Below are 14,423 nucleotides of genomic sequence, written 5' to 3'. Positions count from 1 at the left end.
ATATAATACGAGTAGGATAACGAAAAGGGGATTCAGCATATGTATAAACAAATTATATTAGCGTGTGACGGTTCTGAACATGCACTTCGAGCAGCTGAGCACGCGACACATATTGCAAAATTTAACGAAGAAACAAATGTTGAAGTCGTGTATGTTGTAGATAATAGAACGGCAAAGTCAGATATTATACAAGGTCAAACGGATTTAGAAACAGTATCAGCTAGTCGAAAAGATAAATTAAAAGAGATTGAAGGTTTATTAAAGAAAGAGAACATTTCTTATAAAATTACGATATTACATGGCGATCCAGGAGATACGATTGTTCAATATGTAAATACAGGAGATATAGATCTTGTTATTGCTGGGAGTAGAGGATTAAATACATTACAAGAAATGGTACTTGGTAGTGTCAGTCATAAAATAGCAAAGCGTGTGAAATGTCCGGTGATGATTATAAAGTAAAACGAAATAGAACGTAACTAAGACCTTGATATAATTCGAGGTCTTTTTTGACGTATAAAGGAAGAGTGGGTGGGCATACTAGATATATAAGTTTTAAAAAATACTAACTTACAAATTTGTAAGTTAGTTGTTAGGAAAATCGATGTTATGAAATTTTTCCCATTGGTAAAATAAGAGTATCAAAGGGGAGATAGGGAGGATGGAAGCAATGAAATCATTTCAAAATTTATCATATAGTCAAGGGGTAAGCTTAATTTGTTTAGGGGGATTTGCTGCATCTGTTACGTTAGCTATTTTAATAAAGATGATTCATCAAATCTTTTAATCTTAGAGTAAGGAAGGAATTGGTTATTATAAATAGCAAGAAAAGGATTGTAAAGAAAAAATAGCTCCTGGCATGTATCTCAGCGCCAGGAGCTATTTTCTTATTTCTCTGTTTCTGCTTTATCGCTTGTTACGCTAACGTTACCCCATTTATATTGATCTTCTGGTGTATATTTATAATCTTTTACGCGATTATTTACACCTTTTAGGTCAAATTTATAATGAAGTGGAATTAATGGTACTTCATCATGAACTAATTTTTGCCATTTATCGTATACATCTTTACGGTACTTTTCATCAGCAGCTTTTGGAGAAATACCTTGTTTTAATAATTCTGTGTTTTTGTCAGTAGCCCAACGTGTGTAATTGAACGGCGCGTTTTTAGCCCAAATACCAGAAGGGTCTGGATCAGATGCAGTTCCCCAAGCTGCAGCGAAAAGATCAACTTTTGGATCATCTTTTTTAATCATATCGTAGAATGAGTTAAATTCATGTAAGCGGCCATCAAGAAGCTCTACTTTTAGGCCGATGTCTTTCCAAGATTGGATAAAGAATTTTGCGAGTGGTTCACTTACATCGCTACCACTCATTGATAAGAAATTAGCTTTAAATTCTTTACCATTCGGATCTTCACGGAATCCATCTCCGTTCGTATCTTTATAGCCAGCTTCATCTAATAACTTTTTAGCTTTCTCTACATCTTTATCATAGGCACCAACTTTATTGTTATGATATTTTGGTAGAGATGGTGGGATTGGTGAGTTAGCTGGATAACGTAGGCCGTGATATAATTTTTCACCAATTTCTTTTCGATCGATAGCATACGCCATTGCTTGACGTACACGAACATCTTTAAATTTCTCCTTATCCATCACTACTTCTTCTTTTTCTTTATCCATATGGCCTAATTTAAAACCGATATAGCTATAGTATAAATCGGTTTTACCGACTAATTGTGCATTTTTTAATTTACTTACATTTGGATATTGATCTGCACTTACTTCAGCGATATCAATATCACCATTTTTTAAGGACGCGTTAACAACGGAAGGGTTAACAACTTTTAAAACCATGCTTTTCAGTTTTGGTTTTCCACCATAATAGTCATCAAAACGTTCAAATTCAACGGATTCTCCTGGCGTAATTTTCTTCACTTTAAAAGGTCCGAAACCAATTGGGTTTTTACGGATTTTATCAGATTCTGCTAATTTATCGATTGGTACATCTCCTAAGTATTTCTTATGAAGAGGGTATGCCCAAAGCCCAGTTTTCACTGAAGGATTCTCTGTTTTAAATGTAATCGAAATTGTTTTTGGATCCGTTACCTTTATACCTGAAATTTTATCGGCTTTTCCATTGTGGTAATCTTCCATACCTTCAATCATTTGCATTTGAGTGTCATAGCGAGAACCAGCATATTGTTTGCTACCAATTACTAGATAAGAGTATTCTAAATCCTCAGCAGTAACAGGGTTTCCATCATGCCATTTTACATTATCTTTAATTTTTAGTGTAATTGTCTTTTTATCTTTAGAAATTTCATATGTAGCAGCACCATCATTCGTGTATTCCCAGTTTTCGTCATTTGATAATAAAGACTCATCGAAAATTGTAATGACCTGGTTATCAGGATCTCCTTCATATACAGCGAAGTTCAAAAGTCCTTCAAATGGTGTGTTAGAAACAAGACCATAAGTTAATGAACCATCTTTAATTTCCTTTTTATCATTTTTAACAGATGCACTAAATTTATTTGTATCTACTTTTTTTGTGCTGCTCGTTTTTTCACTACCACCACTGCCCCCACATGCTGAAAGTAGTAATGTTGAAACCGCAAGTGTACTTAATACTTTGAAAAACTTTGGCTTATTCGTCATTTCTTCCACCCCTTATCCTTTTCTTTGTCTTGCGTCGGCCGAGCGGCGTAACGCTTGACCAATAAAATTTATACACAGCATCAATGTTAAAATCATGACTGATGCGGGTAACCAAATCCACCATTTTTCTTGTAATACATCTGGATTTCTAGCATAACTAACAAGTGTACCAAGGCTTGGTGTACTTTCTGGTAGACCAAATCCTAAGAAAGTTAGACCAGATTCAATACCAATGTTTCCAGCAAGATTTAATGTAATACTAACGATGATAATTGAACTTAAGTTAGGTAGTACTTGGAAAAGGATGATTTTCCAGTTTGGTGTTCCTAAAGTTTTAGATGCAGAGACATAATCTAGTTCTTTTTCAGTTAATACTTTTGAGCGAATTAATCTGGCCTTTCCTGTCCATAAGAACACGCTCATAATTAAAATGAAAGTAAAAATATTGAATGTAGGAACAAGTGTAATAAATACAATTACAAGCATTAAAAATGGTAAAACCATAACAAAGTCGATAATGCGCATAATGATATTATCAATAGCTCCTCCAAAATACCCGGCAATTAATCCAATTGAAAGACCAATTAAACAAGAAAGAATAGTAATTGCTAATCCAATTGTAAAGGAGTTACGTGTACCAATAATAAGTTGGCCGAAAATGTCGCGTCCTCCGTAATCTGTTCCTAACCAATGTTCAGCAGAGGGAGGAGCATAAATAGCGAATAAATCAACTCGTACAATATCTTCTTGTTTCATAATAAAAGATGTTGTGTAGACTGCTAGTAATAAGATTGCTAGGAAAATAAGTGAAAACATTGCTAATTTATCTTTACGAAGTTCTCGCCACATAATAGAGAAACCAGAAGGGCTTTTTTCGTAATGAATAACTTCAGTTTGTTTTTCAGGGTTTGCTAACATAACGTCATCTCCTTTCTTTAATCAATACGAATACGTGGATCGACGATGCTTAGAATAATATCTGAAAGGAGAGTTCCAAGTAACGTTGCAAATCCAGTAAACATAACGAGTGCAGTTATTACACTAAAATCACGTTGAGAGATAGATTGTATAAATAGTTGTCCAATTCCTGGATAGCTAAAAATACTTTCTAAAAAGATGGCACCGCCAACTAATCCTGTAATTTCATAGCCTAAGAAGGCTGCAATTGGTAAGAATGAATTTCGTAAAATATGTCTAGAATAGATTTTTGATTCTGGAACACCTTTTGCTCTTACTGTACGCACAAAATCTTTATGCTTCGTATCAATAATTTCGCTTCGTAAATATTGAACCGTACCAACTGTCGCAATTAATGCACCAGATAAAGCTGGTAATAGCATGTGATTCAATTTACTTAAATAATAAGCAAATGTACCTGTTGCAACTTGAGGATCAACGCTACCGCCGGTTGGGAATATTGCAAACTTAAATCCGAATAGGAAGAGCATAATTAATGCAAATATAAATAGTGGTGTAGCAAAACCTAGATAGTTGTAAATGGTAATGAGTCGATCAGCCCAGGTATCGTTCCACCGCCCACTTATAACTCCTAGTGGTATGGCAATTAAATAAGTAAGAATAAGAATGACAAGTGCTAAAGATACTGTATTTCCAAGTCGTTCTCCAATTAAATCGGTTACCTTCATTTTATGTGCATAGGAAATACCGAAGTCACCTTGGACGGCATTTTTAATCCAGCGAACATATTGTGTTGCAACTGGGTCATTTAATCCAAGCTTTTCACGTTGTTCTTCAATCACTTTTGGATCCGCTTTTGGATTCATCGCTCTGCCGGTTAAGGCATCGCCAGGCATTGCTTTAGCTAGTAGAAAGACAAGTATACTTAACACGAATAATTGCGGGATCATCACTAAAAATCTCCGTAATATAAACTTCCACATGTTTTATCACTCCCTTATGGTAATGCCACCCGGTGCGTTGGCGAGATTGCTTTTAAGTCATAAGCCCGACCGTTTTCATTGAAATAATTTTCGTATGATTTCTCGTACTCAGAGCTTACTTGTTGACGGAGCTTACGCTGTTGTTCTCTTTTTTCAGGACGAATATCAGGAATTGCTGATATTAGGCGTTTCGTATAAATATGTTGCGGATTATTATAAATTTCTGTACTAGTTGCTTCTTCGACAATGCGTCCGCGATACATAACACCGATACGGTCACACATATGACGAATTACACCTAAATCATGACTAATGAATAAGTATGTTAGTCCGAGTTCAGCTTGTAAATCTTGCAAGAAGTTTAACACTTGTGCCTGTACAGACACGTCAAGCGCAGATACTGGCTCATCCGCAATAATAAGCTTCGGTTTTAAAGTAAGAGCGCGTGCAATACCAATCCGCTGCCTTTGTCCACCGGAAAATTCATGTGGATATTTATAAATAGACTCTGGATTTAGACCAACTTTATCAAGATATTCTTGAACTGCTCTACGTTCGTCATCAGGTGAGAGCTTCTCAAAATTTCGAAGAGGCTCAGCAATAATGTCGAGAACACGTTTCTTCGGATTTAATGATGAATAAGGATCTTGGAAAATCATTTGAATATCTTTTCGTTGTTCACGTAGCTCAGAGCGACTTAATTTTGTTAAATCTCTATTATTAAAATGAATGCTACCCTCTGTTGCTTTCGTTAAATGCATAATTGCTTTACCCGTTGTTGATTTGCCACTTCCTGATTCACCAACAATCCCGTATGTTTCACCTGGTTGTAATTCAAAACTTACACCATCGACAGCGCGCACGTAATCTAATGTGCGTCCGAAGAAACCACCTTTAATTGGAAAATGTACTTTTAAATCTTCTACTTTAAGCAGTGCCATGAGTTACGTCATCTCCTTTCTTATCTTGGAAGTTGAAATGCTTGTAGCAAGTACAACGTACCCAATGGTCTGGTTTTACTTCATGTAAAATTGGATTTTCCTCGTGTTGATCAGGTCTAATCCATGGAATTCGAGCTTGGAAACGGCAACCTGTGCGAGGAAGTTTCGCTAACGAAGGAACTACCCCTTGAATTACATGCAATTTTTCTTTTTCAGCATACGCAGATGGAATGGAGTTTAATAGAGAACGAGTATATGGGTGAAGAGGATTGTTAAAAATCTCTTCAACTTTTCCTGTTTCTACAACTTGTCCAGCGTACATAACGACGATACGATCAGCTGTTTCTGCAACAACACTTAAATCATGAGTAATTAAAATGATGCCCATTTTCGTTTGTTCTTGAATAGATTTTAGTAAGTCTAAAATTTGTGCTTGGATGGTTACGTCAAGAGCCGTTGTTGGCTCATCTGCAATAATGAGTGCTGGGTTACAAGCAATTGCAATTGCGATAACAATTCTTTGTCTCATTCCGCCAGATAATTCGTGTGGGTATTGTTTATATGTAAGTTCTGGTTTTGGAATACCAACTTGATGAAGTAGTTCTAAGGTGCGTTCTTTCTTTTCAACTTTTGAAAGGCTTGTGTGGTAGTCTAAGTTTTCTTCGATTTGTTTTCCAACTGTCATAAGAGGATCGAGTGCTGTAAGAGGTTCTTGGAAAATCATGCCGATGTTTGAGCCGCGTACTTTATTCATCTCTGCGGCTGACATAGTTAGCAAATCCTTATCTCTATAGTTAAGCTGCCCTTGTAACTTTGTATTTGCTTCATTATGCAGTCGCATAATAGAAAGGGCAAGTGCACTTTTTCCGCAACCTGATTCACCAACTATCGCGACAATTTCATTTTCATGGACAGTTAACGAAACATCATCAACTGCGGCATGATATTGATCTTGTATACGAAAGGAAGTCTGTAAGTTTTCAATGCGAAGAAGTGGATTCTTCATGGCTATCCCTCCATCTTTCTGAAAAGACTAAATATTTTGTATGTTGTTGTTATTTTAATATAAATTGACAATGTTTGACAAGCACAAGTTGAAAAAATATTCAAAAATCTTTTTATATAAAGATTGGATGCATTTATATAAGTAGTTGGAGTGCTTTGAAAACGCTAACATGTATAGGGTAGGGAAATAAATCTTTTGTAGGAAAAAAGATTTATATGTAGAAAAAAGAGAGGTGTTCTCGAAAGAACAGTCTCTCTTTTTTTGATAAGAATAATATTAGTGCTTAAGCTTGCTTTTGTTTTACTGACCCTGTATTTAAAGTAAGAGCAAGGAAGAACATTGCAAGTACACAAGATGCAAGTAATAAGATGAATCCGCCATCCCATCCGAATGCATCTACGATAAAGCCCATAGCGGCACTGGCGAAAGTTGCTCCACCTAAGTAACCGAAGAAGCCAGTTAAGCCTGCTGCAGTTCCAGCCGCTTTCTTTGGTGCTAAGTCAAGAGCGTGTAGACCAATTAACATAACAGGTCCGTAAATTAAAAATCCAATCGCGACAAGTGCGATACTATCAACCATTGGATTACCAGGAGGGTTTAGCCAGTAAACAAGAACGGCGATAAATACACCAACCATAAATAAAATACCAGCAGGTGCGCGGCGTCCTTTAAATAGTTTATCACTCATCCATCCACAAAGAAGCGTACCTGGAATACCAGCCCATTCATATAGAGCGTAAGCGGTACGTGAGCTACTATGAGTAAAGCTTTTTTCCTCTACTAAATAAGTAGGAGCCCAGTCTACAACGCCGTAACGTACGAAATATACGAAAACGTTCGCGATAGCGATGTACCATAAAAATTTATTGTTTAGTACGTATTTAAATAAAATTTCCTTTACCGAAAGTTCGCGTTCGCGATCTTGTACTTTTTCATCTGTTGGATATTCTCCAGTATGTTCCTCGATAGAAGGTAATCCGCAAGATTGAGGTGTATCTCTCATCGTAATTAACACATAAATACCAACTAAAATTGAAAGAATACCTGGGAAGTAAAAAATACTCTTCCAGTCATTTGCAAAGAAGTATAATCCTAATGTTACAAGAGAAGGCATAAGTGCGCCGCCGACATTATGAGCGACGTTCCAAATAGACATTTTTGTACCACGTTCACTAATAGAGAACCAGTGAACCATCGTACGACCACAAGGAGGCCATCCCATACCTTGTACCCACCCATTTAAAAACTGAAGTACAAACATAAGTATGATGCTCGTTGTAATGAAAGAAAATGAGCCGAAAATAATATTAATGATACCTGATAAAAATAGCCCAGCTGCTAAAAAGTAGCGAGGATTACAACGGTCGGATACGATACCCATAAGAAATTTACTTAATCCGTAAGCGATAGATACTGCTGAAAGGATAACCCCAAGTTCGCCTTTACTAAAGCCTTGTTCGATTAAGTATGGCATTGCTAGTGAAAAGTTTTTTCGAACAAAGTAGTAACCTGCATAACCGATGAAGATACCTAAGAATACTTGTAAACGTAATTTACGGTATTCGCTATCAACGCGATCAGCTGGTAAGCGTTCCGCGTGGGGCGCAGGCTTAAATAATTGTGTGAAAAACATAAAATGAAAATCCTCCCCTAATTAATTCGAAGTGTTGTAAGGCAGAGAGAATATAAAAAGGCCATGAAATATAAAAAAGTTTCCTTTTTTATGATTCATAGCCGTGTACTCCGATTCTCCGTGACTGTCAATATTAACTTCGTCGAAAATTATACAACTTTGTGACAAAAATGTAAACGTTTTTATAAATAAAAAGTGTTGACGGATTTTATTCGTAGGATTAATATTTAAATACATTAAATATTTTATTGCTTAAATAAGAGGTGGATAACATGCCAAATGATATGACGCATATCGATAAAATTCAAGCTCTTGCCTTTTCGATTGGAAAGAAAATGCAGACGGAGTTATTAGAACAAATGCAAGCAACAGGACTTACACCACCGCAGTTTTATATTTTAAAGATTTTAGATCATTACGGTGCTTCAAGAGCGACAAAATTAGCAAAAAAGATGTATGTAAAGCCTAGTGCAATTACAGTGATGATTGATCGCTTAATTGACCAAGAGCTTGTAGAACGCTATCACGACAAAGATGATCGCCGTGTTGTCATCATTGAGTTAACAAAAAAGGGGAAATCTAGAGTAGAAGAGGCAATGATCGCTCGTAATGAGCACATTGCAAAATATTTCTCACATTTAGAATTACAAGAAAGAGAAGATTTGTTACGTCTCTTTGAGAAGCTAGAAACAATTATTTGCGGGACACAAGAGAAAAAAGAGAATAACTAAGAGGAATTGAGGAGATTACATGGAGCAACAAGAAAATATAAATAGAAAGTTGCTGTTAATTGGTTTAATAATCGCGATGCTATTTGCTGCATTAGATGGAACAATCGTTGGTACAGCAATGCCGCGTATCGTCGGTGAACTAGGCGGATTAAGCTTAATGACGTGGTTAACAACAGCTTATATGTTAACATCAACGACAGTTGTACCAATTGCAGGTAAATTAGCGGATTTACTTGGTCGTCGTAACGTATATATAACAGGGCTAGTTATCTTTATGGTTGGTTCTGCGTTATGTGGTATGGCAAATGGTATGACAGAATTAATTATTTTCCGTGGTATTCAAGGTCTTGGTGGCGGTATTATGATGCCAATGGCTATGATTATTATCGGAGATATGTTCACGGGAAAAGAACGTGCAAAATGGCAAGGTGTTTTTGGTGCGTTATACGGTCTTGCTTCTGTAATTGGACCACAAGTTGGTGGTTGGATTGTAGACGCAGTGAACTGGAGATGGGTATTCTACATTAACTTACCAGTTGGTATTTTAGCAACAATCTTTATTGCAATGGGATTAAAATCACATAAACAAACAGGACCAATTAAAATTGATATTGCTGGAATATTTACAATGATTCTCGGTGTTGTAAGTTTATTACTTGCATTAACATTTGGCGGGAAAGATTATCCATGGGATTCTTGGCAAATTATCGGGTTATTTGCACTAGCTGTAATTGGTATTGTAGGATTTATTATCGTTGAAACGAAAGCTGAAGAACCGATTTTACCGATGCATTTCTTTAAAAATCGCACATTTACATTACTGAATGCGATTGGATTCTTTATGAGTATTGGCATGTTCGGTGCGATTATGTTCGTACCATTCTTTATGCAAGGAATTGTAGGAGTAAGTGCTGCTGAATCAGGAACAATTATGACGCCAATGATGATTACAATGATTGTGATGAGTATTATCGGTGGGCAACTTGTATTAAAAGTTGGTGTAAAACCACAAATTATTACAGGAATGCTTATAATGGCTGGAGGATTCTGGTTATTAACAACGATGGATATGCACACAACTAAATTAACTGCAACGTCTTATATGATGGTTATCGGTTTAGGCATGGGTCTTGTAATGCCAACATTAACATTAGCGTTACAAGAAAGCTTCCCGAAAAAAGACCTTGGTGTCGTAACATCATCAAGTCAGTTCTTCCGTCAAATCGGTGGAACATTTGGTATTACAATTTTAGGGTCAATTATGAATAACACTTCAGGTACAACATTAACAAAGAATTTAGTACCTGTATTAGATACGTTCCCGAAAGAAGCGGGACAAATGGTAACGAAATTTAAAGATATGATTCATACAGACCCACAAGGTTTATATTCGATGTTATTTAGTCCAGAGGCATTAAAACAAATGCCAGAAGCTTTTGCTAACAGCATTGTACCAATTTTGAAAAATTCCTTAGTAGACTCACTTCATACTGTCTTCCTAACAGGATTAGTATTCATTGTAGTGGGTGCTATCTTTACGATTTTCTTACAGAAGATTAAACTATCAGATCGTAAAAAAGACGCTGAAGAGCCTTCTGTAGAAGAAAAAGAACAAACTGTATCCTATTCGTAATGAAAAAGCATCGCCTTATGGCGGTGCTTTTTTGAGTATAACCTTAAAAGCTTTTTTGTGAGAAATGATTGACGTATTTCTAGAAATACGTTATATTATTTTCTGTAAACGGTTACATGAAATGGAGAGGAAAGAGAATGAGTACGATTAAAGACGTTGCAAAATTAGCGGGAGTATCTGTTGCGACCGTTTCCAGAGTGTTAAATAAAAATGGATATGTTCATGAAGATACATTAAAGAAAGTAGAGCGAGCAATTGAGATGCTAGATTATAAACCTAGTACAGTAGCGCGTTCACTGTATAATAAAAAATCTCGTTTAATTGGCTTAGTTGTTCCAAATATCGTGAATCCATTCTTTCCAGAAGTTGCACGTGCCGTAGAAGATGTAGCGCATAAGCAAGGATACACAGTTGTCCTTTGTAACTCTGATGAGAGTTTAGAGAAAGAAAAGCAATATATTGATGTACTTAGGCAAAATAATGTGGATGGATTTATTGTAGCAACCAATCCACAAAATAGTGTTAATTACATGAAGTTGTCTGTTCCAGTTGTTGCAATTGACCGTATGTTTAATGAGCGTATTCCTACTGTATATGCAGATAACTATGTAGGGAGTCAGGCAGCGACAAAGTTATTAATAGATAAAGGCTGTAAACATATTGCGCATATTCGCGGACCGCGTGACGTAAGCACGGCTAATGAACGTTTTGAAGGTTTTGTAGACGTTATTACGCAAAATAATCTTTCTTATATGATTGCAGAGAGTACATTTGATCCAGCTAATAGTGAGCGTGTAGCGGTGGAATTATTAGAAGAATACCCACATATTGATGGAATTGTTGCAGGGAATGATTTAATTGCAATAGGTATTGTAAAGGCTGCGCTTCAAAAGGGGATTTCTATTCCAGATGATTTACAAATTATCGGATTCGATGGAATTTCTTTAACAGAGATGATGTATCCATCTATTACAACTGTTGCACAGCCAATTTATGAAATGGGGAAAATTGCAACAGAGCTGTTATTAGAGCAGATGGAAGGAAACGTATTAGAAGAGAAACACTATCGTTTACCGATTGAAATTATAGAACGAAATACAACGAAGTAAGGAGATGAAACAGATGCCAAATATTGCAGTAGTAGGTAGTATTTCAATGGACTTAGTAGCCGTTTCAAAAAAACGTCCGAAAGCAGGGGAAACAGTAATTGGTGAAGCATTTCATACAATTCCAGGAGGGAAAGGAGCCAACCAAGCGGTTGCTGCAGCTAGATTAGGCGCAAATGTAGCGATGGTTGGTGCGGTAGGAGACGATAATTATGGAACTGTAGTTAAGAAAAATTTAGAGAACGAACGTGTTTTTATCGACTATGTGGTACCGGTTACAGATGCAGCGACAGGAATTGCTCATATCGTTTTAGCAGAAGAGGATAACAGTATTGTTGTCGTGCAAGGGGCGAATGCTCTTGTAAATGAGTCGATTGTAGATCGTTCAAAAGATCTTCTTATAAAAGCAAATATGGTTGTTCTTCAACTAGAGATTCCACTTGAAACAGTAAAATATGTATTGGCTATTTGTGAGGAACACAAAATTCCGGTTATGTTAAATCCAGCGCCAGCACAAGTGTTATCAGAAGATATTTTAGAAAAGGCAACTTATATTACGCCAAATGAACATGAGTGCCGCATCGTATTAGATGATTTCACATCACCAATTGAAGAGTTACTGGCTAAATATCCAAATAAACTATTGATGACAGAAGGTTCTAATGGTGTGCGTTTCCATAATGGTACGGAGATTGTACATGTTCCTAGCATTGCTGTTGATGTAGTAGATACGACTGGAGCTGGTGATACATTTAATGGTGCATTAGCAGTTGCGCTTTCTGAAGGAGAAACACTTCAAAAAGCAATTCGTTTTGCGAATATTGCTGGTGGCCTTTCTGTAACGAAACTTGGAGCACAGGGCGGTATGCCAACGAGAGATAGAGTACGTGAAGTACAGGTGATTGTCGGATGAAAAAGCACGGTGTATTAAACAGTGAGATTGCATCAGTCCTTGCTTCACTTGGACATACAGATACGATTGTAATCGCAGACTGCGGGTTACCAATTCCTGACGGAGTAAAACGAATTGATTTAGCTGTTGAGATTGGAAAACCTAGCTTTTTAGACGTATTGCAAGTGGTAGCTGATGATATGGAAATTGAAAAAGTAACGTTAGCAGAAGAAGTCATTAACAAGAATGCGGAAGTAAATAAAGAAATCGAACTGAAATTAATAGAGCCAGCATTTGAATATGTATCGCATGAACAATTTAAAGAGCACACGAAGAAAGCGAAAGCAATTATTCGTACAGGAGAAGCTACTCCTTATGCCAATGTAATTTTACATGCAGGCGTGATTTTTTAATAAAAGGAAGTGATGGGAATGCGTATTGAAATGAAAAACATTTCAAAGGCGTTCAATGGCAATTCTGTTTTGAAGAATGCACAGTTTATGATTGAAACAGGAGAAGTCCATGCATTGATGGGGGAAAATGGAGCGGGTAAATCAACGCTCATGAAGATTTTAACAGGTGTATACAAAAAAGATGGTGGAACAATCACGATTGATGGACAAGAACGAACTTTTAAAAATGCGAAAGAAGCAGAAGAGTACGGTATTGCATTTATACATCAAGAATTGAATATATTATCGAACTTAACAGTAGCTGAAAATATGTTTCTCGGTAAAGAGTTAATGTATGGGAAGACAGGTATTTTGCGTACGCGTCAAATGAACGCGATTGCGCAGCAGCAACTAGCGGAGTTAGGGTTACATGTAAAAGGTGCTATGTTGGCAGGAGAGTTATCGGTTGGACAACAGCAAATTATCGAAATTGCGAAAGCGTTAATGACAAACGCGAGCGTTATTATTATGGACGAACCTACAGCTGCATTAACAGATCGTGAAATTGAAACGTTGTTTACTGTCATTAATAAATTACGTAAAGAAGGCGTTTCGTTTGTTTATATCTCACACCGAATGGAAGAAATTTTTTCAATATGTGATGCCATTACGATTTTACGTGATGGGGAATACGTCGGAAAGAGATCCATTCCGGAAACATCGTTTGATGAAGTAGTGAGTATGATGGTGGGGCGCAGCATTGGTGATCGTTACCCAGAACGAAATAGTCAAATTGGCGATGTTATTTTTGAAATGCGTAACGGAACGAAAAAAGGGAAGTTTGAAAATGTTTCGTTTCAAGTTAGAAAAGGTGAAATCCTTGGTGTTGCTGGCTTGATGGGAGCCGGCCGCACGGATATTATGAAAGCGATATTTGGATACGAGCCTTTAGATTCTGGCCAAATTTTTATAAATGGACAAGAAGTAAAGATTGACAGTCCGATAGATGCGATTAGACAAAGAATAGCATTCATTACAGAGGATAGAAAATCTGAAGGGTTAGTGTTAGATTTCTCAATTCGAGAAAATTTAGCCTTACCGAATTTAGAAAGTCTTTCAAAGGGAAGTGTCTTAAGTAACGGACTAGAACAACAGTTTACAGCGGACATGATGAAACTTCTTAATGTGAAAGCAGCTAGTGGAGAGCAAACAGTGAAATCTCTTTCTGGTGGAAATCAGCAAAAGGTAGTTATTGCAAAATGGTTAGGTATCCACCCGCAGCTACTCATTTTAGATGAGCCAACAAGGGGTGTTGATGTTGGAGCGAAAAAAGAAATTTACTCTATTATGAATAAGCTTACCGAGCAAGGAGATGCCGTTATTATGGTATCATCTGAGCTTCCAGAAGTTTTAGGGATGAGTGATCGCGTTCTTGTTATTCATGAAGGAAAAGTCGGCGGCATTTTAGAGAAAGATGAGGCATCACAAGAGTCTATTATGGCACTAGCTACAGGGGGAGAGTAAG

The 14,423-nt window shown here is 36.8% G+C and carries 14 protein-coding genes; 8 read left to right on the top strand and 6 right to left on the bottom strand.

Annotation, left to right across the window (positions count from 1 at the left end; translation table 11 throughout):
- Positions 1-39: 39 nt before the first annotated feature.
- Complete coding sequence (locus tag ACQVV1_RS14515) at positions 40-462, top strand: universal stress protein (protein ID WP_000277989.1); 423 nt, start codon at positions 40-42, stop codon at positions 460-462.
- Between the two features lie 199 nt (positions 463-661).
- Complete coding sequence (locus ACQVV1_RS14510) at positions 662-787, top strand: DUF4027 family protein (RefSeq protein WP_080468770.1); 126 nt, start codon at positions 662-664, stop codon at positions 785-787.
- A gap of 100 nt (positions 788-887) precedes the next feature.
- On the opposite strand, the gene opp4A is transcribed toward ACQVV1_RS14510, so the two are convergent.
- From opp4A to glpT, 6 genes are all read right to left on the bottom strand, one after another.
- Positions 888-2,663, bottom strand: a complete 1,776-nt coding sequence (gene opp4A / locus ACQVV1_RS14505; protein WP_063225128.1) for an oligopeptide ABC transporter substrate-binding protein — start codon at positions 2,661-2,663, stop codon at positions 888-890.
- 12 nt (positions 2,664-2,675) lie between these two features.
- Positions 2,676-3,581, bottom strand: a complete 906-nt coding sequence (locus tag ACQVV1_RS14500; RefSeq protein ID WP_063225127.1) for an ABC transporter permease — start codon at positions 3,579-3,581, stop codon at positions 2,676-2,678.
- A gap of 17 nt (positions 3,582-3,598) precedes the next feature.
- Positions 3,599-4,564, bottom strand: a complete 966-nt coding sequence (gene opp4B, locus ACQVV1_RS14495; protein WP_063225126.1) for an oligopeptide ABC transporter permease — start codon at positions 4,562-4,564, stop codon at positions 3,599-3,601.
- Positions 4,565-4,578: 14 nt separating this feature from the next.
- On the bottom strand, positions 4,579-5,505 hold the full coding sequence (locus ACQVV1_RS14490) for an ABC transporter ATP-binding protein (protein ID WP_431169023.1): 927 nt from the start codon (positions 5,503-5,505) through the stop codon (positions 4,579-4,581).
- Positions 5,492-6,511 carry an ABC transporter ATP-binding protein gene (locus tag ACQVV1_RS14485; RefSeq protein ID WP_063225124.1) on the bottom strand — a complete coding sequence of 340 codons (1,020 nt, stop codon included), beginning with the start codon at positions 6,509-6,511 and terminating at the stop codon, positions 5,492-5,494. The genes ACQVV1_RS14490 and ACQVV1_RS14485 overlap by 14 nt, the downstream gene beginning before the upstream one ends.
- A 283-nt stretch (positions 6,512-6,794) precedes the next feature.
- A complete protein-coding gene (glpT, locus tag ACQVV1_RS14480) occupies positions 6,795-8,144 on the bottom strand; it encodes a glycerol-3-phosphate transporter (protein ID WP_063225123.1) in 1,350 nt (449 codons plus the stop codon).
- Positions 8,145-8,416: 272 nt separating this feature from the next.
- On the opposite strand from glpT, the gene ACQVV1_RS14475 reads away from it, so the two are divergent.
- The 6 genes from ACQVV1_RS14475 to rbsA all read left to right on the top strand — a co-directional run bounded on the left by ACQVV1_RS14475 (position 8,417) and on the right by rbsA (position 14,422).
- Positions 8,417-8,875, top strand: coding sequence for a MarR family winged helix-turn-helix transcriptional regulator (locus ACQVV1_RS14475; RefSeq protein ID WP_063225122.1), 459 nt, complete (start codon positions 8,417-8,419; stop codon positions 8,873-8,875).
- 19 nt (positions 8,876-8,894) lie between these two features.
- Complete coding sequence (locus ACQVV1_RS14470; RefSeq protein ID WP_242255367.1) at positions 8,895-10,508, top strand: MDR family MFS transporter; 1,614 nt, start codon at positions 8,895-8,897, stop codon at positions 10,506-10,508.
- Between the two features lie 137 nt (positions 10,509-10,645).
- Positions 10,646-11,617 (top strand): ribose operon transcriptional repressor RbsR, encoded by a 972-nt coding sequence (gene rbsR, locus ACQVV1_RS14465; protein ID WP_431169022.1) that lies wholly within the window; start codon positions 10,646-10,648, stop codon positions 11,615-11,617.
- 13 nt (positions 11,618-11,630) lie between these two features.
- Entirely contained in the window at positions 11,631-12,527 is an 897-nt protein-coding gene (gene rbsK / locus ACQVV1_RS14460; RefSeq protein ID WP_199677902.1) for a ribokinase, read from the top strand.
- Entirely contained in the window at positions 12,524-12,919 is a 396-nt protein-coding gene (gene rbsD, locus ACQVV1_RS14455; protein WP_309259708.1) for a D-ribose pyranase, read from the top strand. The genes rbsK and rbsD overlap by 4 nt, the downstream gene beginning before the upstream one ends.
- Before the next feature lie 18 nt (positions 12,920-12,937).
- Positions 12,938-14,422, top strand: a complete 1,485-nt coding sequence (gene rbsA, locus ACQVV1_RS14450) for a ribose ABC transporter ATP-binding protein RbsA (protein WP_242255363.1) — start codon at positions 12,938-12,940, stop codon at positions 14,420-14,422.
- Position 14,423: the final 1 nt, after the last annotated feature.

Origin of the sequence: Bacillus basilensis (genome assembly GCF_050630465.1) — a bacterium.
GTDB classification, from domain to species: domain Bacteria; phylum Bacillota; class Bacilli; order Bacillales; family Bacillaceae_G; genus Bacillus_A; species Bacillus_A basilensis.
This window is presented reverse-complemented; position numbering and strand designations above follow the sequence as displayed.